The organism is Sphaerisporangium sp. NPDC049003 (assembly GCF_043197795.1).
In the GTDB taxonomy this organism is placed as follows: Bacteria; Actinomycetota; Actinomycetes; order Streptosporangiales; family Streptosporangiaceae; genus Sphaerisporangium.
Genome location: NZ_JBICTU010000013.1, coordinates 74,655 through 98,074, shown reverse-complemented (window position 1 = coordinate 98,074; position 23,420 = coordinate 74,655). Strand labels below are relative to the sequence as shown.

Genomic DNA, 23,420 nt, shown 5'->3' with positions numbered 1-23,420 from the left:
CCTCACGCCGGGCGGGGAGGGCCGGTCCGGCGTGGTCCCCCCCGAGAGGAGCCGAGGTATGCACGTGTTGTCCCGACGGTGGCGACGAGGTCTGGTCGCCTCCGTGCTGCTGGCCCAGGCGATCGTCTTCGCCGGTCAGCAGACGGCGAGCGCGGCCGTCGCGCAGTTGCCGTTCACCGTCACCAACAACTCCGGGCGCGGCGACGCCACGTACATCTACGTCGTCGCGCGCAACTCGGCCGGCCAGCAGGGATACGTGGACGCCTCCGGAACGTGGCGGGCGTACAACTTCCCCCCTTCGATCCCCAACGGGCCCGTCCCGGCGCCGGACATCTCGATCCCCGGGCCGGGCAACGGCGCGAGGACGACCATCTCGTTGCCGCCGAGCCTGGCGGGCGGCCGCGTCTACCTGTCGATGGGGACGAAGCTGCAGTTCTTCCTCACGACGAACGGGCTCGTCGAGCCGGCGCCCTGGGTCGCCAGTGACCCGAACGCCAACGTGCTCTACGACTGGACGGAATTCGCGCGGGCGAGCAGCGGCGGCACGGGCATCTTCATCAACTCCACGACGGTCGACATGTTCAGCGTCCCGCTGACGGTCAGCGTCACCGACACCTCCGGCAACACCCAGACGCAGGGCATCCCCGGCAACCGCACCGGCATCCTCAACGCGTTCAGCGGGCTCGGGTCGCCGTGGTCGGGGCTGACCACGACGCGCCCCTCCGACGGCCTCGCTCTGCGCGTGCTCGCCCCCGTGCACGCCATCGCCAGGGGCTCGTTCCCCTCGACGTACCTCGACTCCTACGTCAGCGGCGTGTGGTCGTACTACGCCTCGCACACGCTGACCGTGCAGACGTCGCTGGGCAACTTCACCGGCACGACCAGCGGCGCGAACTGGACCTTCAGGGGCGCGTCCGGCAACGTCATCGGCACGCTCACGCGGCCGACGACCAGTGACGTCGTCGCGTGCGCCGGTGGCCTGCAACCGCAGGGCCAGCCGGACGTGCCGGCGATCCTCGCGGTCGGCGCGCGCGTGTGCGCGGCGCTGAACCGGGCGACGCTGTCGACGGCGAGCAGGGTCATGTTCGACACGCAGCCGACGACGGACGCGACGAAGTTCTACGGGCAGTCCGCGTCGAACCTCTACAGCAAGACGATCCACGCCAACTCGCTGAACGGCCTGGCGTACGGCTTCTCCTACGACGACGTCGGCAACTTCGCTCCGACGATCGACCAGCCGAACCCGTCGTCGGCCGGCATGACGATCGGCTCCTTCGGTACGAGCGGCGGCGGTGGCGGCACGGTCGGCGGTCAGCCGATCACGGGTCCTGGAGGCAAGTGCGTCGACGTCGCGGGCGACGACACCGGCGGTAACGGCGCGCCGGTGCAGCTGTGGGACTGCCAGGCCGCGGCCGTCGACCAGCACTACACGATGACCGGGAACACGCTGCGCACGTTCAACGGCGGCAAGTGCCTCGACGTCGTGGACAACGGCACCGCGAACGGGTCACAGGTCCAGATCTGGGACTGCTTCGGCTCCGGCAACCAGCAGTGGGTGCTGCAGTCCGACGGCTCCATCAAGAACGCCGGATCCGGCCGGTGCCTCGACTCCCCGAGCGGCGCGAGCGGCAACGGCACCCGGCTGCAGATCTGGGACTGCAACGGCAGCGCCGCGCAGCGCTGGTCGTTCGCCGGCGGGGCGAACATCGCGGGCCCCGGTGGCAAGTGCGTGGACGTCGCCGGCGACGACATCGGCGTCAACAACACCGCGGTCCAGCTGTGGGACTGCCAGTCGTACGCGAAGGACCAGTTCTGGACCTGGAACGGGCAGACGCTGCGCACCCTCGGCCGCTGCCTGGACGTGCAGTCGGGCGGCACCGCGAACGGCACCGCGTTGCAGCTCTACGACTGCAACGGCAGCGGAGCGCAGAACTGGGTGCAACTGTCCAACGGGTCGATCCAGAACCCGCAGTCCGGCCGGTGCGTCGACGCTCCGAGCGGCAACACGGCGAACGGCACCCGCCTGCAGATCTACGACTGCAACGGCAGCGCCGCACAGCGTTTCGCCGTCCAGTGACCGGCCCGCTCCGGCCCGGCGGCGCGCCCGCGCCGCCGGGCCGGCGGTGACAGGCGGCTAGCGGGAGATCATCTTCTCCTGCCTTTCGTTGTACCGGTGGCCCTGGATCCGGACCTTGGCCAGGGCCTCCTGGATCTCGCCGAGATCGCCGTCGTTCAGCTCCACGCTCACCGCACCGAGGTTCTCCCGCAGGCGACGCACTTTGGTGGTGCCGGGGATCGGGACGATCCAGGGCTTCTGGGCGAGGAGCCACGCGATCGCGATCTGGGCCCGGGTGGCCTGCTTGCGGTCGGCGATGGCGCCGAGCAGTGTGACCAGCTCCTCGTTCGCCGCGCGCGCCTCCGCTTCGAAGCGGGGGATGGTGGCGCGGATATCGCCGTCCTCGAACGTCGTGGCCTCGGTGATCGCGCCGGTCAGGAAGCCCTTGCCCAGGGGGCTGAACGGGACGAAGCCGATACCGAGCTCCTCAAGGACCGGCAGGATCTTCTCCTCCGGCTCGCGCCACCACAGCGAATACTCGCTCTGCAGCGCGGTGACCGGCTGGACCGCGTGGGCCCGCCGGATCGTGCCGACGCCGACCTCCGACAGGCCGAAGTGCTTGACCTTGCCTTCCCCGATCAGCTCCTTGACCGTTCCCGCGACATCCTCGATCGGCACGTCCGGGTCGAGGCGGTGCTGGTAGTACAGGTCCAGCCGGTCGGTGCCGAGCCGCTTGAGCGACCCTTCCACGGCCGCCCGGATGTGCTCCGGCCGGCTGTCCAGACCGGTCTGCCCGCCGCCCGCGTCGAACGCGAAACCGAACTTGGTGGCGATCACGACGTCGTCGCGCACGGGCTTCAGCGCTTCGCCGACGATCTCTTCGTTCACGTACGGGCCGTAGACCTCGGCCGTGTCGAAGAAGGTGACGCCGCGCTCGTGGCCGGCGCGGATCAGCTCGATCGCCTGCCGCCGATCCGTCGCGGGACCCAGGCCGAAACTGAGGCCCATGCAGCCCAGGCCGATGGTCGAGACTTCCAGGCCGTCGGGTCCAAGCGTCCGAGTCTTCATGAGTGTTCTTCCCATCCGATAGGCGTGTGTTTCCGGGGCCGCGCCGGGAGTCCGGCCGGGCAGGACGTCCACGGTTCGAAGATCGCGCGGGCCGGCACGTGCTGTTCACCTGCCATGCCTTCCAGTGTTGCACCGCCCGTGGCCCGGGCCGAGCCGTTTGGGGGGCCCTGTCACACCCCTGAACGCCGCTCCCTGCGCGGTCAGGCACCCTCTCCCGGAAGGTCCCGCACGTGATCCCCTAGATGGACCCTCGGCGCGTGGGGCGACGTCGTCGCGACCCGAGGCCGTCGCCGAACGACCCGGCACACCTAGCCGGCGCTCTCGTGATCGGCCAGGACCTCGTCGATCACGCGGCGCTGGACGGCGGCCTGCTCCTCGTCGGTGCCGATCTTCTCCGCCAGGACGATCAGTGCCTTCCACAGTGCCCAGCCGCGGGCCCGCGCCCACATGGCGGGGTCCTGACCGGCGACGCCGCGGAAGGTCTCCCGGCTGTCGCCGGAGAACATCGTCCAGGCGATCACCAGCTCACACGCGGGATCGCCGACACCCGACGTCCCGAAGTCGATGACGGCGGCCAGCTTCCCCTCCCTGACCAGCAGGTTGCCGCTCGCGATGTCGCCGTGGAACCACACCGGAGGCCCGGACCACCTCGCCTCCAGGGCGGTGTCCCAGACAGCCGATGCCCGGCCGGTGTCGACGTGACCGTCCAGCGCGGCCAGGGCACGACGCGTCTCGTCGTCGTAGTGCGCCGGCGGCGTACCCCGGTAGGAGCTGTGCGCGCCCGCCCGGGGCCCGTCCGTCGCGTCGGCGCTCTGCAGGGCGAGGATGAATTCGGCCACCGAGGCCGCGAACGCGGACAGGTCGTCGATGCGGTCGAGAGTGGCGGTCTCCCCCTCCAGCCACCTGCGGACCGACCAGCCGAACGGATATCCCGCCCCTGGGACGCCCTTCGCCAGCGGCACGGGAACGGCGACCGGCAACGACGGGGCGAGGATCGGCAGCCATCGATGCTCCTTGTCCACCGCCGGCGCATAACCGGCGGCGGTCGGCAGACGCACCGTCATCTCCTCACCGAGGCGGTAGGTGCGGTTGTCCCATCCGTCGGCCTCGACCGGCGCCACGGGCAGGTCGCTCCACTGCGGGAACTGCTCCGCGACCAGTCGCCTCACCAGTGACGCGTCGATCCCGGCACGTCCGTCCGGGAACTGGCTCTCGATCACCCCGAGAGTGTGACGACCGTTCCCGCCGCCCCGCAAAGGGTTTTGCGAGGGCCGGATCCCGCTCGGGCGGCAGGGGCCGCAGGTCACGTCATGGCGGCGGCCCGCGAGACGCCCGAGATCTCCTAGCGGGCGGCCCACCTGACCTCGTACGGGCGCAGGGTGAACGGCCTGCCGTCCACGGTGGCGGTGACGTCGGCACCGGTGGTGTTGACCATCACCAGTCGCCGAGGCTGCGCCAGCACCCGGACCTTGGGGTCGGAGGAGGTCACCTGCTCCAGCCGGGCTCCGGCCGGGAACCACCTGACGAAGTCGCTCACCAGCCGGCCGGTCGGGAGCGCGGCCCCGGTCTTCGGGTCCCACATGCAGCCCTGGCAGGCACCCTGCTTGGCCTGCGGATTCCAGTACAGCGCGGTGGCGGCGCCGCTCCTGGCGAACTCGATCATCGAGGCGGCCTGGACGGCGAGCCGCATGGACGCCGACCAGGTGGTGCCGTCCTCGGGGACGAAGTACCACTCCGACCACCAGACGGGCAGGCCCCCGGTCCTCTCGCGCAGCCAGGTGGTGACCGCGCTGAACTTGCCCAGCGCCCCGAACGCGTCGGGCAGCAACTGGTGGGCGTCGGTCGGCGAGGCGCCGTCGACCACGACGAAGTCGGCGCCCTTCTTGTTCTTGAACCAGTACTCGAAGGCGTCCAGGGCGTTCTGGTTGACGACTCCCCACGGGCCCCGCAGCTCGGAGGTCCCGGTCTTGTTGCTGTCGAAGCCGATGTACGGCCCGCCGATCTTGGCGTCGGGCCGTACCGCCTTCACCGCGTCGTACACCTTGTTGTAGAGCTCTGTGTAGCCCTTGAAGTCCGCGGGCTTGGAGTGGTCCTTCCAGAAGCCCTTCAGCTCGTTCCAGACCATGAAGTACCGGACGTCGCGGTACTTCGTGGCGACGGCCGCCGACAGCCTGGCGAAGTCGTCGAAGTGCTCGGGGTAGGGGGCGTCCTCCAGGTGCTCCTTCCAGGCCGACTCCTCGGTCGGGCCCTCGGGGCCTCCCTTCATCCAGTCAGGGGCACAGCAGAGCGTGATGATCTGCGTGCCGCCGGACCGCTTCATGAGGTTGGTCCGGCTGTCGAGGTCCTCCCAGAAGAACTCCTGCGGACGGGGTTCGGGGTTGAGGGCCCCGAACCCCATGATGTGCTGGTTCTGCAGCATCGGGGTCTCGGCCAGCGTCCGGGTCACGTCCTGCTCGAACCGGTCGGTGACGTTGTTGGCGCTGACCCCCGTGTGGGTGAACCCCCAGCGGGGCCACGCGGGGTCCACCCCCGGCGGTTCCCCGCTCCCCGTGCCGGGCGTCGCCGGGGCGCCGGGCCGCCGCGTGGCGGAATCCGCCCGGTCGGTCGTGTCTGGGGAGGAACAACCCGCCACGACCAGCGCCATCGCGAGAACCCCCGCCACCAGGGCGATCAGCCGGCCAGGGCTCCACCCCGTCGATCCCCTGCTACCCGATGACACCTGATCCTCACCCGATCCTCACCGTCGCCTTGATCAGAGCGTTCCACGGGCGGCTCCCGGGAGTCGCGTCGAGGGCGTGATTCACAGGCAAGTGTTACTGGCGGACCGGGCAAATAACCTACTTAACATGTAGGAAAACCATGCTAAGCTGCCCGTGTGGTGAGCTCTCCTGTGGTGGCCGTCGTGGGCGGCGGCGGCAGCGGCACGCTGGCGACGATCCACCTGCTCCGCCGTGCCCGGGAACGAGGGACGCCGCTGCGGGTGACGCTGATCGACCGGTACGGCCGCCACGCGCTGGGGCAGGCCTACTCCACGACCGACCCGCACCACCTCCTCAACGCCTGCGTCGACAAGATGAGCGCGCTGGAGGACGACCGGGGCCACCTCCTGACGTGGGCCCACGAGAACGGCCTGGACGTGGCCGCCTCCGACTTCTTCCCCCGCGAGGCCTACGGCCGCTACCTGCGCCATGTGCTGGACGCCTCCACCGGGCCCGATCACCGGGTGACCCGGGTCACCGGCACGGCACGCGCCCTCACAGGGCGCGGACCGCTGTGCGTGCACCTGTCGGACGGTCGTACCGCCGAGGCCGACGCCGTGATCCTTGCCACCGGCAACCCGGCCGCGGCGTCCTTCCCCCACCTCGCGGGCGACTACCGCTACATCGCCGATCCCTGGGCGCCGGGCGCGCTGAACCGCGTCGGCGGCGGGGCCGACACGCTGGTGATCGGCACCGGCCTGACCATGGTCGACGTTGCGGTCACCGTGACCCGGCGGTCCCCCGGCGCGATCGTGTACGCGGTGTCCCGGCACGGGCTGCTGCCCCGCCCGCACCGCCGCCCGTCCCCGCCCTGCGTCGAGGTGCCGATACCGGACGGGCCGCTGCGGCTCGCCGATCTGCTGCGCGCGGTCCGCGTCGCCGTCCGGGACAACGACGGCGACTGGTACGGCGTGGTCGACGGCCTGCGACCCCGCGTCCCCGAGCTGTGGGCGCGTCTTCCCGTCGGGGAGCAGCGGCGGTTCCTGACCCTGGTCTCCCGCTACTGGGAGGTCCACCGCCACCGCGTCCCGCCCGCGACCGCCGCCCGCGTCACCGAATTGCGTGCGACCGGCCGCCTGCGGGTGCTCCGCGGCCGGGTAACCGGCGCCACGCCCGATCCCGGGGGGCTGACCGTGCGGGTGAGCGGCGACGGGACGACGCGCGAGCTGCGCGTCGGCAGGCTGGTCGACGCCACCGGTCCCGCCTCGGGCCCCGCCCGCGACCCTTTCCTCGCCCGCCTGCTCGCCGACGGCCTGGCCCGGCTCGACCCGCTGGGGCTCGGGCTGGACGCCGATGCCGGCGGCAGGGTCCTGGACGCCGGTGGCCGGCCGAGCGACCGGATCGTCACTCTGGGACCGGCGCTTCGCGGAACGCGCTACGAGACCACCGCGATCCCCGAGATCCGCTCCCAGGCGGCGGCCCTGGCCCCGCGCCTGCTCGCGACGATCACCTCAGGCCGTCTGGCGGAGCACGGCGGCCGGGCCCGGCTCAGCGGGTGATACAGCCGCGCGCGGCGAGCTCGATCGTCACCAGGGTCGCGACGACCTCGGCCGCCAGCAGCGCCACCAGCACCACGAGCTGCACGATGCCCGCCTGGATCGGACTGGCCCCGCCGAGCAGCATGCCGACGAAGGCCCCGGGGAGCGTGACCAGCCCGACCGTCCTGGTCTGGTCCAGCGCGGGCACGAGCGCCTGGGCCGACGCCGGGCGGCAGATCTCCAGCGCGGCGGCCCTCGCGCCGAACCCCAGAGCCAGCGCCGCCTCCACCTCTCCCCTGCGCTGGGCCAGCTCGTCCAAAGCGCGGCGTCCCGCGAGGGTGGTGGCCGTCAGGCAGCCGCCCAGCAGGATCCCGGTGATCGGGATGATCACGATGCCGGCCGTGGAGATCACTCCACCGGCCACGAGCAGGGCCAGCACGGGCACCGTGCCCGACGCGATGGGCAGCCCCGCCCACCACCCCGTCCGGTTCCCGGTGACGCGGCGGCCCGCGGTGAGGGCGGCGACCCCGTACATGACCAGGAGGAATCCCGCCACCGCCGCCGAGGAGGCGATCACCCAGGCGATGACCGCGGACACGGCGCCCAGTTGCAGGGCCCCCCGGGCGGACGCCGTCACGATGGCCCTGCCATGGCCCAGCCGGCCAAACCAGGCCACGAGGGCGCCGCACGCGACCATTAGGAGCAGGACGACCGGCAGGAGCGGGGTGAGGGAGATCAGCGTCGAGGAGGGGGCCGCCGTCAGCGGGTCCTCTTCAGGCGGCCCGGCAGGCCGGCGAGGCCCCACATGGTGACCCGCCACAGGGCCTCGGCGACGACGGCGCGGCTCATCTTGCTCGCCCCGACGACGCGGTCGACGAACGTGATCGGCACCTCGACGACCCGCAGGCCGTGCCGGATGGTGCGGAGCGTCAGGTCGACCTGGAAGCAGTAGCCCTGGGACTCCACGTCGTCCAGCCCGATCTTCTCCAGCGTCGAGGCGCGGTAGGCGCGGAAGCCGGCCGTGGTGTCGCGCACCGGCAGGCCGATCATGAGCCGGGCGTAGGTGTTGGCGCCCCGCGACAGGAACTCCCGCCGGGCCGGCCAGTTGACCACCTTGCCCCCCTGCACCCAGCGCGACCCGATGACCAGGTCGGCGCCGTTCGACAGGGCGTCGAGCAGCAGGGGGAGCTCCTCGGGCTTGTGCGAGCCGTCGGCGTCCATCTCGACCAGCACGTCGAAGCCCTGGGACAGGCCCCAGCGGAACCCGGCGATGTACGCGGCGCCGAGCCCCTGCTTGCTCGTGCGGTGCAGCACGTGGACGTGGTCGTCACCGGCGGCCAGCTCGTCGGCCACGGCCCCGGTGCCGTCGGGGCTGTCGTCGTCGGCGACCAGCAGATGGGCATCCGGCACCGCCGCCCGTAGCCGTCCGGCGATCATCGGCAGGTTCTCGCGCTCGTTGTACGTCGGAACGATGACAAGTACCCGCCCGAGGATCCGCTCCATCACCCGTCCTCTTCATCGGTTCGGTCCTGTTGTGGCGCCGGGCGCCGCCGGAGGGCGGCGGCCAGGGCACCTGCCCCGACGAGCAGCAGGGCCCACTCAGGTAGGGCCCCGACTCGCGTCGCGAGGGTCTCACCCGTACGGATCGGGACGGTCATCACGGCCATGTCCGCGACCCGTTCGGCGGTCTGCCAGCGCACCTGGCCGCCGGGGTCGACGTACGCCGAGATGCCCGTCGTGGCGGCGGTGATCACCGCGCGATCGTGCTCCACGGCCCTCAGCTGCGACATGGCGAGCTGCTGGGGCGGGAGGTTGGTCAAAGCGTAGGTGGCGTTGTTGGTCTGCACCACGATCGGGGTGCCGCCGGCCAGCACGGTGCTCCGCACGATGTCGTCGAAGGCGACCTCGTAGCACTCGACCGCGCCCACCGTCATCGGCCCCATCCTCAGATCACCGTCACGGGTGCCGGCCAGCGACTGCAGGCCGACGAGGTTGATGCGCTTGATGAACTTCGCGAGAAGATCCTTGAAAGGGACGAACTCGCCGAACGGTACAAGCTTTCGTTTGTCATAGTAAGCGCCGGGACCGCGCACCGGATCCCAGACGATTCCCCGCGTGTACCGGTGCCGCCCGTCCGGCGACCGCACCACGGCGCCCACCAGCACCGGCACCCCGATGTCGCGCACGGCCGAGTCGATGACCCCGTAGGCGAAGGAGTCTCGATAAGGGTCGATGTCTGTGGAATTTTCAGGCCACACCACGATGTCGGGCTTCTGGACCTTCCCCGCCCGGACCGCCCGCGCCAGCTCGTGGGTCTTGTCGGCATGGTTGCGCAGCACCACGGCCGGCTCGTCGCCGAGGAAGCCCATGCCCTCGCCGGGCACGTCGCCCTGGACGACCCCGACGCGCACACTCCTCGCGCCCTCAGCGCCCGGCCTCGGCACGGCGTACCCGAGCAGGGGCACCGCCACCGCCCCTGCCAGGAGGAACGCGATCTCCCTGGTCCATCGCCGGGGAGCGAGCCGTACGGCCAGAAGGGCGAGCAGGGCCCCGCAGAGCACCACCGCGAAGGTCACCAGCGGCGCGCCGCCGAGCGCGGCGTACGGCGTGAACGCCGACCGCCCCTGGCTGAACGCGACGCGCACCCAGGGGAAGCCGCCCACGGGGAACAGCCCCCGGGCCCACTCCTGGGCGACCCAAAGGGCGGCCACCCACAGGGGCCAGCCGCGCAGCCGGGTCACCACGGCGACCCCTGCCGACATCGCGGCGAAGAACAGGCTCTCGACGGCCACGAGGATCAGCCACGCGTCGTCGCCGATCGGCCGCACCCAGGCCAGCGCCGGGACCAGGAAGGCGGCGCCGCCGAGGTAGCCGAGCCAGGCGGCCCGGCGGGCGCGGACGCCGCGGACCGCGAGCGTGAGCAGCGCGACGCCGGGCGGCGCGAGGAACCACAGCCCCACAGGGGGGAAGGCCAGGAACAGCAGCACCCCGCCCACGAGGCACGCCGCGAGCCGCCAGAGGGCGCACGAGGGAGGCGGCGCGCCGGAAACGGCCGGCGCCCGCTGGTCGTCCTGCACCGTTCGCTGGGCCACAGGGGCGGGGTCTTCTCTCACGGGTCCATCGGTAACCACCGAACGCTACCGCTCAGCGGACCCCGCTCCAACCGCCGGGCTGGCGCGGCGGTGAAAGATCACGCATGGTGATCCCTGGGTCTCCCCGGTCGCACGGGAACCCAGGAACCACACTGCGGTTGCGGCACGGGACGGGAAGAGGGCCCGGACGACCCTTCGGACCGGATCCGTCCCGTCGGCGGCGAGCGCGGAATTCCGTTGTCTACTGGGTGTCCAGGCCCCTCCCGGGTCCAACCCCCCATCCGGCTGGGGTGCCCCGACTCGACGGAACGCCAGCGCTGCGCCTGGCTGAGCAGACGGAGTCGTGCTCCGTCATGACGCAGAATCCGACGATGTCTGAAGACGGCCAACCGGTAGTCCCGTGCTGGACTGTCCAGCAAACTACCGACCTCAGCTCAGATGTCAACCGTGTCCCGATCAGCGGAAACACCAAGTTTTCGCAGCTAGGACAGGACACGTGAGTGCCGTCAATGCCGTCATGTGTCCCGATGTCCGCACTCGGGGAGGCGTATTTGTGGCGCTCGCTCCACTCGCGCGGGGGTCGCGGGGCCCCCGCCGGTCACGTGCCGGCGCACCGGGAGAGGACGGCGGGCAGCTCGCCGGTGTGGACGACGCCAAGCCTCCGGGTGGCCCGGGTCAGGGCGACGTAAAGATCGCTGGCCCCGCGTGGCGACTCGTCCAGGATCTCTCCCGGTTCCACGACGACGACTCCGTCGAACTCCAGGCCTTTGGCGTCGGCGACGGTCAGCACGGCCACCGGCGCCTCCAGCGCGGCGGCTCCCGGCCCGGCCACCGCGCCCGGGACCGACGAGGTCACGGCCTCGCCCAGCTCCGCCGCGCGGGTCGCCGGGACGATCACGACGAGCCGCCCGTCCTCGACGATCTCACCGCTCACGATCGGTCCCAGCTCCTCCGGGCCGCCGATGCGCCGCGCCCAGGGCCGCACCCCGGTCTCGCGGACCGACTCCGGCGCCCTGAGGCCCGGGCCGACCAGCTTCAGCACGTCGGCGGCGACGGCCATCAGCTCGACCGGGGTGCGGTAGTTGACGGTGAGGGTCTCCTCGCGCCAGCGCCCGCCCGCGTAGGAGTCCAGGACCTGTCCCCAGGAGGCGGTGCCCGCGACCGAACCGGTCTGGGCGATGTCCCCGACGATGGTCATCGAGCGGTTCGGACTGTGGCGCATCAGCATGCGCCACGCCATGGCCGACAGCTCCTGCGCCTCGTCCACGATGATGTGCCCGTACGCCCACGTGCGGTCGGCGGCGGCGCGCTCGGCGGTCGTCAGGTGGATGTCGTCGTCCCGGTGCCTGGCGGCGAACCGCTCGGCGTCCATGATGTCCGCCATGCCGGTCAGGTCGAGGACCTCCTGGGCGTAGAGCAGCTCGGCGTCGCGTTCGGCCTCCTCGGCGCGCCGCGCGGCGGCGAGCTCCTCCTCGGCCTGCATCGCGGCGGCGCGGAGCACTCCGGCGTCGATGTCGCCGAGCAGCTCGGCGGCCTCGTCGAGCAGCGGGACGTCGGCCTCGGTCCAGTGGTCGCGGCCGCCGCGCGGGACCTCGCGGAACAGCGCGTCCTGCTCGGCGGGGGTGAGCCCGGCGTACGCCATCCGCTCGCGGGAGGCGAACAGGCCGATGAGGAGCCGCTGGGGGGTCAGGTAGGGCCACAGCCGGTTGAGCGCCGTCTTCACGGCGGGCTCGGTGCGCAGGTCCTCGCGCAGGTCGGCGAAGTCGCCCTCGTCGAGCATGCTCCGGCCGAGCGCCTTGGCGGCCTGCTTGGCCAGCACGTTCAGGATGTGGCGGACGAACACGGCCCTGGCCTGGTTGTGCGGGCGGCGGCTGCGCGCCGCGCGGTTCCTCGCCGCGTCGCAGGTGCGCTGGTCGAGCCGGAGGGTGTACCCGCCGAGGTCGATGTCGATCGGCCGCCTCGGCACCCGCTGGCGGTCCTGCACGGCTCGCGCCACCACGTCGGCCATGCGGATGGCGCCCTTGACCGCGGCGGCCTCGGCGGACTCACGGGCCGTCGCGGTGATCCCCGGGTACAGCTCGGCGACCGTGGACAGCAGGACGTCGGTCTCGCCCAGGGACGGCAGGACCTGCTCGATGTAGCGCAGGAAGGTGAGGTTCGGGCCGACGATCAGCACGCCCCGGCGCGCCAGCCGCTCGCGGTGGGTGTAGAGCAGGTAGGCGGCGCGGTGCAGGGCCACGACGGTCTTCCCGGTGCCCGGTCCGCCCTGGACCACCAGGATGCCGTTGAGGTCGCTGCGGATGACGCGGTCCTGCTCGGCCTGGATGGTGGCGACGATGTCGCGCATGCGCCCGGTGCGCTTCTCGTCCAGGGCGGCCAGCAGGGCGGCCTCGCCGTTGAGCGTGGCGCGGTCGGCCTCGGTCAGCCGGTCGAGGTCGAGCAGGTCGTCGTCGACGCCGATGACGCGCCGGCCCCTGGTCTGCAGGTGGCGCCTGCGGGTCACCCCCATCGGGACGGCGGGCGTGGCGCGGTAGAACGGCTGGGCCACCGGGGCGCGCCAGTCGATGAGCAACCGTGCCTGGTCGTCGTCCGACAGGCCCAGGCGGCCGATATAGAGGGGTTTCTCCCCTGTCAGATCGAGGCGCCCGAAACACAGGCCGTTCTCCACGGCCCACAGCCGCGCGAGGCGCTCCGAGTACATCCCGGCGAACGAGTCGCGCTCGGACCGGTTCTGGTGGGTGCCGCCACCGCCCTGGGCGAGCACGCCGTCAAGCTGCTTCTGCGTGCGGGCCCGTAGCAGGTCGAGCCGCTCGTACAGTCCGCCGACGTATTCCTGCTCCCGGGCGAGCTCGATTTGACGGGTAGCCCCTGCTTCATTATTATTGGTAGTAATGTGAAACTCCGGGCTTTTATGCTCTTTATGTTTAATGTACGACAAGGCCCCAGAATAGCAGATCGACCGGACGACATTCCGTTCACTCCGCCGCCCTCCAAGGCGGCTTTTTCGTTTCCCGGCCGGGCGCGCCCCGGGATCCCGGCACGTCAGCCCGCTCCCGCCCACCGCCAACCTGGTCACAGCTTGGTAGCGGCTATTGACCCTGCTCGGGGCTGTACCTGTACTTTCCTTACAAGTTAGGAAGCTTTCCTAACTCTGCCGGAACGGTCCCGTGACCAGGGCGCGCCGACGGCTGAACGAGGAGCGGTACGGTGAACACGCAGCCGGGAACGCCGAGTCTGTTGCGGGCGATCAATGATCGCGCCGCGCTCCGGGTTCTGCTCGAACGCGGGCCGCTCACCCGCCCGGAGCTCGGGACGCTCACAGGCCTGTCCAAGCCCACCGCCTCGCAGTTGCTCTCGCGGCTGCAGGACGCCGGTCTGGTCGTGCTGGACGGCATCCGGGAGGGCCTGCCCGGCCGGACGGCGGAGCTGTACCGGATCAACCCGCTCGCCGCCTTCGTCGTCGCGCTCGACGTGACCCCGGCACGGATCGCGGCCTCGGTGGCCGACATCACCGGCGCCGTGCTGGCGGAGTACCGCCTGCCCACCCCCGGCAGGAGCGCCGGGGACGTCGTCGAGAGGGTGCGCAACGCCGTCTACGGGGCCTGCCTCCAGGCGGGCGTCGACCCCGCCGCTTCGCATCGCGTCGTGATCGGCATCCAGGGGGCCGTCAACCCCGCCACGGCCAGGCTGGGCTACGCCGCCCACATCCCCGGCTGGCACATCCCCGACCTCGTGGGGACGCTGCGCGACGGCCTCGGCGTGCCGGTCGACGTGGAGAACGACGTCAACCTCGTCGCCCTGACCGAGCAGGCCCACGGCATCGCGCGCGGCCACGACGACTTCGTGCTGCTCTGGGCCGACGAGGGCATAGGAGCCGCGCTGGTGCTCGGCGGGAGGCTCCACCGGGGCGCGACCGGCGGCGCCGGGGAGGTCGGCTACATGCCCACCGTCGGCGCTCCGACGTCCAGGGAGACGGGCAAGCGGGGGGACCACGGCTTCCAGGCGCTCGCGGGCGGCCCGGCCGTCCTGAAGCTCATGCGCTCTCACGGCCTGCGCGGCCAGGACCCGGCGCAGGCCGTACGCGACGCCGTGCGGGTCGCCGCGCTGGGCGGCGTCAGGGGCGAGCGTGCCGGGGCCGCGCTGCGGGAGGTCGCGGCGCGCCTGGCCATGGGCCTCGCGCCGATCACCGCGGTGGTCGACCCCGAGCTGGTCGTGCTGACCGGCGGCATGCTGCTCGCCGGCGGGGACGTGCTGTCCGAGCTCGTCGAGCAGGAGCTGCACGCGCTGACCTTCCCGCGGCCGCCCGTACGGATGTCCACCGTCGAGACCAACCCGGTGCTGACCGGCGCTCTCGGCCTCGCCCTCGCCACCGTCCGTGACGAGATCTTCAGCTCCACCGTCCCCTCGTAGCCCGACCCTCCTGATCATCCACCACCCCATGGGAGGCATCCCCGTGAAATCACCTCTGCCGCTCCTCGCGGCGGCGGCTCTCGCCGTGTTCGCGTCGGCCGCCTGCACGGCGGGCACCGAGAGCGCGCCTAAGCCCCCGGCGGCGGGAAGCACGCCGGACCGGAAGCCCGTCACGATCACCATGTGGCACGGCTTCAGCGCCGACAATGAGCTCAAGGCCTTCGACGACGCCCTGGCCGGATTCAGGCGGAAGTACCCGTGGATCACCGTCAAGACGACCAAGGCGATCCAGGACGACCAGATCATCCAGTCGGCGCGCGGCGGCAACCCTCCGGACGTGGCGCTGTCGTTCACCACCGACAGCGTGGCGACGTTCTGCAAGACCGGGATCTTCCAGGACCTCAAACCCTTCCTCGCGGCGAGCAGGATCGATGAGTCGATCTTCCCGAAGGTGATCGCGGAGTACACCCAGTACGAGGGCAGGCGCTGCGTGATGCCCATGCTCGCCGACACCTACGGCCTGTACTACAACAAGAAGCTGATGAAGGGCGCGGAGCCGCCCAAGACGCTCTCCGAGCTGACGGCCCTGGCCAAGAAGCTGACCGTGCGGGACGCCAAGGGCGACATCAAGGTCGCGGGGTTCGTCCCGAGCAGCCAGATGTACGAGAACGCCCCGATCCACACCGGCACGATGGTCGGCGCCAAGTGGACCAACCCGGACGGCACCTCCGCGATCGGCTCGGACCCGGCGTGGAAGCAGCTCATGACCTGGCAGAAGGACCTGGTCGACTGGTTCGGGTACGACAAGCTGGAGAAGTTCCGCAAGAGCCTGGGCGACGAGTGGTCGGCGGACAACCCGTTCAACAAGGGCAAGGTCGCCATGGCGATCGACGGCGAGTGGCGCAACGCCATGATCGCGGCCGACGCCCCGGACCTCGACTACGGCACCGCCCCGCTCCCGGTGGCCGACGACAAGCCCCAGCTGTACGGCGGCGGCTTCATCGCGGGCACGGTGATCGGCATCCCGCGCGGCGCCCAGCACCCCGAGGCGGCCTGGGAGCTGGTGAAGTACCTGACCACCGACACCGACGCCGTGGTGAGCCTGTCCAACGCCCTTCGCAACGTGCCGAGCACGCTGCCCGCCCTCCAGTCGCCGAAGCTGGAGAAGGACGCCAACTTCCAGACCTTCCTCGACATCTTCTCCAACCCCAGCAGCAGCACGCTGCCTGCGCACATCAACTCGGTGTTCAACCAGCAGACCCTGCAGGAGGCGCAGATCAAGTGGGAGTCCGGCCGGGCGCCCGACCTGAACGCGGTGCTGACCGAGGCGGACAAGAAGATCAACGACAAGCTCAAGCTCACCGCGGGCGACTGATCCCATGGCGACGACGACGCTCGCGCGCCGGGGGGACACGGTGCCGGCCAGGCGCGGTGGCCGGTACCGCGGGGGCCTCATGGCGCTGCTCTACCTGTCCCCCTGGCTGGTCGGCTTCACGGTCTTCTTCGCCTATCCGCTGATCGCGACCGTCTACTTCTCCTTCCAGCGCTACGACCTGTTCACCCTCGAACCGGTCGGCTTCCTGAACTACACGTACTTCTGGCGGGACGAGGCGGCCTGGACGTCCATCAGGAACACGCTGTGGCTCGTCGCGGTCATGGTGCCGCTGCGGGTGCTGTTCGGGCTCGGCGTGGCGCAGCTGGTGACCAAGCTGAAGGCGGGCGTCGGGTTCTTCCGGACGGTCTTCTACCTCCCGTCGCTGGTGCCGCTGGTCGCCGGGACGCTGGGGTTCGTGTTCCTGCTCAACCCGGGCACGGGGCCGGTGCCGACGATCCTGAACGCGATCGGGATCCCCTCCCCCGACTGGTTCGGCGACCCCGCGTGGTCCAAGCCGGGGCTCACGCTGCTGGCGCTGTGGTCGGTGGGCGACCTGATGGTCATCTTCCTGGCGGCACTGCTGGACGTGCCCAAGCAGCTCTACGAGGCCGCGGCCCTGGACGGGGCGGGCGGGTGGCAGCAGTTCTTCCACATCACCCTGCCGGTGATCCGCCCGGTGCTGATGTTCGCCACGATCACCGGGGTGATCCAGACACTTCAGTACTTCACCCAGGCGATGGTGGCCGCCCGGGTGGCGTCGGGGGCCACCGACTCCGCCGGCTCGGTCTTCACTCCCGGCTACCCCGACCAGTCGACCCTGACCTTCCCCGAATGGCTCTTCCAGGAGGGCTTCCGTGATTTCGCCATGGGTTACGCCTGCGTTCTGGCGCTGATCCTCTTCGCGGTGTCGATGGTGTTCACGATCTTCCTGCTGCGCCAGTTCCGGGGCCTCGGCGAGGAGGAAGCATGACCCTCACCCTCGCGCCGTCTCCGGCGGCGCGCAAGGCCGGCGCCCGCGGGCCCCGGAACCACCGCGGGCGCGCCACGCTGCGGTGGATCGCCACCCACGCGCTCGCACTCGCGCTCGCGATCATGTTCCTCGGCCCGCTGGTCTTCATCGGCCTGACCGCCGTCATGACCGACCACCAGGCCCTCACCTCGCAGCTGTGGCCCGCCGACTGGGAATGGGGCAACTTCGGCGACATCTTCGTGAAGGCGCCGCTGCTCACCTGGATCGTCAACACGCTGATGTACTCGGTCCTCGCCACCGTGTTCATGCTGGTCTCGTCGATCCCGGTGGCCTACGCGCTGGCGCGGTTCCGCTTCCGGGGGCGCAAACTGGCGCTCCTGCTGGTGATCACCACCATGATGCTGCCGCCGCAGGTCGTGGCCGTGCCCATCTACCTCATCTGGGCGCGGTTCCACCTCACGGGCACGCTGTGGCCGCTGATCCTGCCCATGCTCCTCGGCGACGCGTTCTCCATCTTCCTGCTCCGGCAGTTCCTGGTGACGATCCCGAGGGAGTACTCCGACGCGGCGCGCGTGGACGGCTGCGGCGAGTTCCGCACGCTGACACGGGTCATCCTGCCGATGGCGAGGCCCGCGATCGCCGCGGTGGCGCTCTTCCAGTTCTTCTACTGCTGGAACGACTACTACGGCCCCCTGCTGTACGCGGGGACCGACACCTCCCACTGGACCCTGTCGCTCGGCCTGGCATCCTTCAGAGCCGTGCACCGCGTCCAGTGGAACCTGACCATGGCGGCCACCCTGCTCGCCATGGCACCGGTGATCGTCGTTTTCTTCTTCGCCCAGAAGGCATTCATCGAAGGCGTAAAGCTGACGGGAGTCAAATGATGAAACTGGCCGTTGTCGGGGGCGGCTCCACCTACACGCCGGAGCTGATCGACGGGTTCGCCCGCCTGCGCGACGAGCTGCCGCTCTCGGAGATCGTGCTGATCGATCCCGACGAGCGGCGCCTGTCCCTGGTGTCGGCGATGGCGTCGCGGATGCTCCTGCGGGCCGGGCATCCGGCCACGGTGAGCACGGCCACCACCATCGAGGACGGGGTCGCGGGCGCGCAGGCCGTACTGCTCCAGCTGCGGGTCGGCGGGCAGGCGGCGCGCGACGTCGACGAGACGCTGCCGCTGGACTGCGGCTGCGTCGGGCAGGAGACGACGGGCGCGGGGGGCCTGGCCAAGGCGCTGCGCACCGTGCCCGTCGTGCTCGACATCGCCGAGCGGGTGGCCAGGGCCGCCCCCGACGCCTGGATCGTCGACTTCACCAACCCCGTGGGCATCGTCACGCGGGCGCTGCTCCAGGCGGGGCACCGGGCGATCGGCCTGTGCAACGTGGCCATCGGGTTCCAGCGGCGCTTCGCCGCGAGCCTCGGGGTCACACCGGACCGGATCTCGCTGGGCCACGTCGGGCTCAACCACCTGACCTGGGAGCGGGCCGTCTACCTGGACGGCCAGGACGTGCTTCCCCAGGTGCTCGCCGACCACGGGGAGCGGATCGCCGAGGACGTCGGCCTGCCCGCGTCGCTGATCCGCAGGCTCGGCGTCGTGCCGTCGTACTACCTGCGCTACTTCTACGAGCACGACGCCGTGGTGGCCGAGCAGCGGTCCAAGCCGTCGCGGGCGGCCGAGGTCGCGGCCATGGAGGAGTCCCTGCTCGCGATGTACGCCGATCCGGCCGTGGACACCAAGCCCGCCCTGCTGGAGAAGCGGGGCGGCGCCTTCTACTCGGAGTCGGCGGTGGCGCTGATCGCCTCCCTGGTCAACGACCGGGGGGACACCCAGGTCGTCAACCTCCGCAACGACGGCACACTGCCGTTCCTCGCCGACGACGCGGTGATCGAGGTCCCCGCGCGCGTCGGGGCCTCCGGAGCCGTGGCGCTGCCGGTGGACCCGGTCGAGCCGCTGTACGCCGGGCTCATCGCCCACGTCACCGCCTACGAGGCGCTCGCGCTCGAAGCGGCGCTGCACGGCGGCGTGGACCGCGTCACCGACGCCCTGCTCGCCCATCCGCTGATCGGGCAGGCGTCCCTGTCGGCGGACCTGGCCGAGCGGCTGGTCGCGGCCAACCGCTCGTACCTCCCCTGGGCCGGCGACGGGGCGGTGCGGGCGTGAGGACCGTGCTCGCCGTCGACGGCGGGAACAGCAAGACCGACGTCGCCCTGGTCGGCGAGGACGGCACCGTCCTCGCCCGGGGCCGGGGCGCGGGGTTCCTCCCGCAGAGCGCCGGAGTGGCCGCCGCGATCGACGTGATCGGCGAGGCCGTACGGCTCGCGCTCGGCCCGGGCACGCGGCCCCCGTACGCCGACCACGTCGCCGCGTACGTGGCCGGGGCCGACCTCCCGGTCGAGGAGGAACTGCTCCGGGAGGAGATCGTCCGCCGGGGGTACGGTCACGAGGTCGTGGTGGGCAACGACACCTTCGCCCTGCTGCGCGCGGGCGCCTCGGAGCCGTGGGGCGTGGCGGTGGTCTGCGGCGCCGGGATCAACGCCGTGGGGGTCTCCCCGACCGGCGAGGTGGCCAGGTACCCGGCCCTCGGCAAGATCAGCGGGGACTGGGGCGGCGGCTTCGGCCTGGGCGAGGAGGTGCTCTGGCACGCCGTGCGCGCCGAGGACGGCCGGGGCCCCGCCACGCTCCTGCTTGAGGGGGTCTGCCGCTTCTTCGGCGCCCGGCGGGCCGAGGAGGTCGTCCTCGGGCTGCACTTCGGCGACCTGGCGGTGGACCGGCTCCACGGCCTGGTGCCGGCCCTGTTCGCGGCGGCGGCCGAGGGGGACGCCGTCGCGAGGGCGCTGGTGGAACGCCAGGCCGACGAGGTGGCCGTGATGGGGGTGGTCGCGCTGCGCAGGCTCGGCCTGCTCGCCGAGCCGTGCGAGGTCGTCCTGGGCGGCGGCGTGCTGACCGCCCGCGACCCGCTGCTGATGGACCTGGTGGAGGCGAAATACGCCGCGCGGGCCCCCCGAGCCACGCTGGTGGTCGCCGACGTGCCGCCCATCGTCGGGGCCGCGCTGCTCGGCCTGGACCGTCTGGGCGCCGGCCGGGCCGCGATGGAGCGCCTGAGGGCGGCCTTCACCGGGGCCGTCTCCACACCGGCCTGAGGCCGCGCGGCCCCGCACCGGCCTGAGGCCGCGCACACGGCCCCGCATCGGACTGAGGCCGTGCCCCGGCTCCGCACCGGCCCGGGGCCGCCCGGCCGGCTCCGCCGGGGGCCGCCTCGCTAGGAGGTGCCGGCCGTGAGGTCGGGCGTGCGGTGCTCGTAGGGGGTGCTCAGCACGATGGTCGTGCGGGTGGAGACGTTGGCCGAGGCCCTGATCTGCTGGAGCAGGTGCTCCAGCGCGATCGGCGACCGCACCCGCACCTTGAGGATGTAGCTCTCGTCGCCCGCGACACTGTGGCAGGCCTCGATGGCGGTCAGGTGCTCCAGCTTCTCGGGCGCGTCGTCGGGGGCGGAGGGGTCGATGGGCTTGATCGACACGAACGCGGTGAGCGGCAGGCCGATGGCGTCGTGATCGACCAGGGCCGCGTAGCTCTTGATCACACCGCGCTTCTCCAGCCTGCGCACCCGCTGGTGAACGGCGGAGACCGACAGGCCGGTCTCCTTGGCGAGGTCGGTGAAGCTCATGCGGCCGTCCACGGCCAGCAGCGTCACTATTTGGCGATCGATCTCCTCCACTCCATAAACGCTAGCGCCCCCCGAGCCCGTTTCGCCGTCCAAGTGGTCACGGCATGGTCCCAACCGGAGCCACCCGGTTCGCGTGGCCACGGAAGGAACGCGGCCACGGTCGCCGCCGGGCCGCGCGAGGCTCACAGGGAGGCGATGCCCGAGCGCGCCCCGAGGACGAGCAGCAGCAGGCCGAAGCCGACGAGGAGCGTTCCGCCGCCGAGCGCGGTGTCGATGCGCACCTGCGCAGGGTCGGCCGGGTCGTAGATGATCGGCACCCGGTCGCCGGGCCTGGCGGGCGGCGGGTCGCCGCCCACCGGCGACTCGGCCTCGACCAGTTCGCCGTCGTCGGTCGTGAACCGCAGGACCGGGTGGTAGACGGCGCTGTGCCGCCTCTCCCTCCCGCTCCCGCCGGTCCGGACCGCGCGCAGCCGTACGACCTGGCCTCGCCCGCGCCGCGCCCGCCTGCGGAAGTCACGGGCGTTCAGGATGACCGCACCCCCGAGGACGGTCATGGTCATGCCGATGGCTCCGATGATGAACGCCTCGTTGTCAGACACCTTACGACCGTAGAGGGAACCGCTTGATCACGGCTTGCGTCGGCGGGAACCGTGACGGGCGGACGCCGGTGAGGGCGCCCGCCCGCGGCGGTGTCGATCATCCGCTCGGCGGCGTCAGTTCCGCCCGATCGAACCGTTCAGCACGACGTCGTCGACGGCGATGGCGCCGCCCTGGTTCAGACCCCAGATCAGGTAGTAGTCACTGAAGTCCTTCGTGGTGAAGGTCACCGACGCCGTCTTCACGTCGCCGTCGGAGGTCTCCTCCCACCTCTTGAAGCCCGCGTCCTGGGGGATCCCCCCGCTCGCGGTCCGGGCGAGGAAGTACGGGTGAGCGATGGATCCGTCCGGCCCGAGAAGCCGGTACTTGAAGGTCACCGTGTACGAGGTCAGCGGCGCGAGCTTCAGCTTGGCCGGGTCGGACCAGAGGAACTCCTGCCATTCCTGCGTCGCCGGCGCCTCGCCGTAGACGGAGTACTTCCCCGACACGAGACGGGCCGGGTCCGCCGTGAGCTGCCCCTGCGCCCGGAAGAAGAGCGACTTGTTCAGCGCGCCGGCCTCGAAGTTCTCCCTGACGCAGCGGCACGGCCCCGACGAGCCGTCGTAGCGCTTGCTCCACGTCAGGTCGGTGCCGATGACGACGTCCTTGGCGGTGACGCTGACCTCCTGCTCGTCCAGGGCGGCGGGGATGGTCGCCTCGAAGCCGTGCAGCGCCCCGTACTGCGGGAAGGAGGTCGCGACGTCCCCGCGGAGGACGTTCGCGGGCACGGTCTTCACGATCTTGCCGCCCGTGCTGATCGACACCGAGATGGGGTCGGTGGTGTCGAAGTCGAGCGCCCAGCCCTTCACAACGACGTTCTCACCCTGCCAGGTCACCTCGTCCAAGGCTCCCTTGATGCTGTGGTCCTCGTCGTGGTCCTTGCAGCCCAGCGGGGTCTTCGCGCCCCCCGCGGAGCCGTTCAGGCAGATCGTGTGGTTCCCGTTGGGCAGGTCGTGCCTCACCCACACCTCGAAGCCGTGGCTCGGCCCGTAGGTGGGGTAGGCCTGAGCCGCTCCCTGGTGCGTGAGCTGGGCCGGCACCGTGAGCACCTGCGTCCCGTCCCGGATGACGTCGACCTGCGCCGCCCCGTTGGTGTAGGGGTCGATCAGCCACCCGCGCAGGACGGAGAACCGGCCGTTCGGGGTCGCGACGATGTCCTGCCGTTCGAACGCGCCGAACGGGCGCGAGTCGTAGCCGAGGCAGCCAAGGTTCGTGTACGTGTAGTTCACGTACGCCTGCATGCACACGGTGTGCGCTCCCCTGGCCGACGGGAGGGCGAGGGTGAAGTCGAAGCCGTGGTAGTTGCCGTTTCCGACGTCCGGCCTGTAGGTGTTCGCCACACCCACGGTCTGCTCCCCGGTCTCCTTCCTGGCGATGACCTGGACGGCCGCGCTGGGGGCCGACGGGTTGAGCGCCCACCCCCTGACCCTGACCTTGCCCGGCTCGAACCTGATCTCGTCGAAGTACCCGGTGACGGGTGAGGCCAGGGTGTTCTGGCCCGCGGACTTCGGCGCGTCGGTCTTGGGGAAGCCGGCCGGGGGGCTGGCGAGCCTGGTCGTCGCGGGGGCGGTGGCCCGCTGATCGGCGAGTCCCGGGAGCGCCCTGCGGTCGACTTCGGTGGGTGTGTAGAGCTTGATCTTCTTGGAGCCCTTGGCCTTGCCGCCCGGGTCCTTCGCCCGGTGAGCGGCCGTGGACGGTCCCGCGGACCACACGGCCGTACTGGCGGACGCGCCGCTGGCGCTCGTCTGCGCGGAGGTGCCGGCCTGGGCCGGCAGGACCGCCATGGCCAGCAGCAGCGGGGACAACAGGCCCGTCGCCAGGCCTGCGGCTGTTCTTGTTCGCATAGGTCTTCCTCTGATTGCCCTCAGGGGCGGTGAGTTCGGCGAGCCGGGGACCGGTGACGGGGCGCGCGGG

The 23,420-nt window shown here is 71.4% G+C and carries 18 protein-coding genes; 8 read left to right on the top strand and 10 right to left on the bottom strand.

The window, feature by feature from the left end:
• Positions 1 to 58: 58 nt before the first annotated feature.
• Positions 59 to 2,077, top strand: a complete 2,019-nt coding sequence (locus ACGFIV_RS16145; RefSeq protein ID WP_392835512.1) for a beta-1,3-glucanase family protein — start codon at positions 59 to 61, stop codon at positions 2,075 to 2,077.
• 57 nt (positions 2,078 to 2,134) lie between these two features.
• Here the strand turns inward: ACGFIV_RS16145 and ACGFIV_RS16140 are convergent, their stop codons facing one another.
• The 3 genes from ACGFIV_RS16140 to ACGFIV_RS16130 form a co-directional block, all read right to left on the bottom strand.
• A complete protein-coding gene (locus ACGFIV_RS16140; protein ID WP_358552331.1) occupies positions 2,135 to 3,124 on the bottom strand; it encodes an aldo/keto reductase in 990 nt (329 codons plus the stop codon).
• A 308-nt stretch (positions 3,125 to 3,432) separates the two neighbouring features.
• The gene (locus ACGFIV_RS16135; RefSeq protein ID WP_358552329.1) at positions 3,433 to 4,344 is read right to left on the bottom strand and encodes an aminoglycoside phosphotransferase family protein; all 912 of its coding nucleotides are present in this window, start codon (positions 4,342 to 4,344) and stop codon (positions 3,433 to 3,435) included.
• Positions 4,345 to 4,466: 122 nt separating this feature from the next.
• On the bottom strand, positions 4,467 to 5,843 hold the full coding sequence (locus ACGFIV_RS16130) for a xylan 1,4-beta-xylosidase (protein WP_358552327.1): 1,377 nt from the start codon (positions 5,841 to 5,843) through the stop codon (positions 4,467 to 4,469).
• A gap of 156 nt (positions 5,844 to 5,999) precedes the next feature.
• Between ACGFIV_RS16130 and ACGFIV_RS16125 the strand changes: the two genes are divergently transcribed.
• Entirely contained in the window at positions 6,000 to 7,382 is a 1,383-nt protein-coding gene (locus tag ACGFIV_RS16125; RefSeq protein ID WP_392835507.1) for an FAD/NAD(P)-binding protein, read from the top strand.
• Here the strand turns inward: ACGFIV_RS16125 and ACGFIV_RS16120 are convergent.
• The 4 genes from ACGFIV_RS16120 to ACGFIV_RS16105 all read right to left on the bottom strand — a co-directional run bounded on the left by ACGFIV_RS16120 (position 7,372) and on the right by ACGFIV_RS16105 (position 13,391).
• Entirely contained in the window at positions 7,372 to 8,166 is a 795-nt protein-coding gene (locus tag ACGFIV_RS16120; RefSeq protein ID WP_358552323.1) for an ABC transporter permease, read from the bottom strand. The two genes, ACGFIV_RS16125 and ACGFIV_RS16120, sit on opposite strands and share 11 nt — an antisense overlap.
• On the bottom strand, positions 8,121 to 8,864 hold the full coding sequence (locus ACGFIV_RS16115) for a polyprenol monophosphomannose synthase (RefSeq protein ID WP_358552321.1): 744 nt from the start codon (positions 8,862 to 8,864) through the stop codon (positions 8,121 to 8,123). The genes ACGFIV_RS16120 and ACGFIV_RS16115 overlap by 46 nt, the downstream gene beginning before the upstream one ends.
• Positions 8,864 to 10,453, bottom strand: a complete 1,590-nt coding sequence (gene lnt, locus ACGFIV_RS16110) for an apolipoprotein N-acyltransferase (protein WP_392835503.1) — start codon at positions 10,451 to 10,453, stop codon at positions 8,864 to 8,866. Before lnt ends, ACGFIV_RS16115 begins: the two co-directional genes overlap by 1 nt.
• 598 nt (positions 10,454 to 11,051) lie before the next feature.
• Positions 11,052 to 13,391 carry a HelD family protein gene (locus ACGFIV_RS16105; protein ID WP_392835501.1) on the bottom strand — a complete coding sequence of 780 codons (2,340 nt, stop codon included), beginning with the start codon at positions 13,389 to 13,391 and terminating at the stop codon, positions 11,052 to 11,054.
• Between the two features lie 269 nt (positions 13,392 to 13,660).
• Here ACGFIV_RS16105 and ACGFIV_RS16100 point away from each other — a divergent pair, with 269 nt between their 5' ends.
• Genes ACGFIV_RS16100 through ACGFIV_RS16075 form a run of 6 tightly spaced genes read left to right on the top strand, consistent with a single transcriptional unit; the run spans position 13,661 to position 20,346 of the window.
• Positions 13,661 to 14,863 carry an ROK family transcriptional regulator gene (locus ACGFIV_RS16100; protein WP_358552315.1) on the top strand — a complete coding sequence of 401 codons (1,203 nt, stop codon included), beginning with the start codon at positions 13,661 to 13,663 and terminating at the stop codon, positions 14,861 to 14,863.
• Between the two features lie 43 nt (positions 14,864 to 14,906).
• Positions 14,907 to 16,238, top strand: a complete 1,332-nt coding sequence (locus ACGFIV_RS16095) for an ABC transporter substrate-binding protein (protein ID WP_358552313.1) — start codon at positions 14,907 to 14,909, stop codon at positions 16,236 to 16,238.
• A 4-nt stretch (positions 16,239 to 16,242) separates the two neighbouring features.
• Positions 16,243 to 17,208: a sugar ABC transporter permease gene (locus ACGFIV_RS16090; protein WP_358552311.1), complete on the top strand. Its 966-nt coding sequence runs from the start codon at positions 16,243 to 16,245 to the stop codon at positions 17,206 to 17,208.
• Positions 17,205 to 18,092 carry a carbohydrate ABC transporter permease gene (locus ACGFIV_RS16085; protein WP_358552309.1) on the top strand — a complete coding sequence of 296 codons (888 nt, stop codon included), beginning with the start codon at positions 17,205 to 17,207 and terminating at the stop codon, positions 18,090 to 18,092. The genes ACGFIV_RS16090 and ACGFIV_RS16085 overlap by 4 nt, the downstream gene beginning before the upstream one ends.
• On the top strand, positions 18,092 to 19,366 hold the full coding sequence (locus tag ACGFIV_RS16080; RefSeq protein ID WP_392835495.1) for a 6-phospho-beta-glucosidase: 1,275 nt from the start codon (positions 18,092 to 18,094) through the stop codon (positions 19,364 to 19,366). Before ACGFIV_RS16085 ends, ACGFIV_RS16080 begins: the two co-directional genes overlap by 1 nt.
• Complete coding sequence (locus tag ACGFIV_RS16075; protein ID WP_392835492.1) at positions 19,363 to 20,346, top strand: N-acetylglucosamine kinase; 984 nt, start codon at positions 19,363 to 19,365, stop codon at positions 20,344 to 20,346. Before ACGFIV_RS16080 ends, ACGFIV_RS16075 begins: the two co-directional genes overlap by 4 nt.
• A 119-nt stretch (positions 20,347 to 20,465) precedes the next feature.
• Here ACGFIV_RS16075 and ACGFIV_RS16070 read toward each other — a convergent pair whose 3' ends face one another.
• From ACGFIV_RS16070 to ACGFIV_RS16060, 3 genes are all read right to left on the bottom strand, one after another.
• Positions 20,466 to 20,921, bottom strand: a complete 456-nt coding sequence (locus ACGFIV_RS16070; protein WP_358552303.1) for an Lrp/AsnC family transcriptional regulator — start codon at positions 20,919 to 20,921, stop codon at positions 20,466 to 20,468.
• A 131-nt stretch (positions 20,922 to 21,052) separates the two neighbouring features.
• Positions 21,053 to 21,469 carry a DUF3592 domain-containing protein gene (locus tag ACGFIV_RS16065; protein WP_358552301.1) on the bottom strand — a complete coding sequence of 139 codons (417 nt, stop codon included), beginning with the start codon at positions 21,467 to 21,469 and terminating at the stop codon, positions 21,053 to 21,055.
• A gap of 114 nt (positions 21,470 to 21,583) precedes the next feature.
• Positions 21,584 to 23,350, bottom strand: a complete 1,767-nt coding sequence (locus ACGFIV_RS16060; RefSeq protein WP_392835489.1) for a hypothetical protein — start codon at positions 23,348 to 23,350, stop codon at positions 21,584 to 21,586.
• Positions 23,351 to 23,420 lie beyond the last annotated feature (70 nt).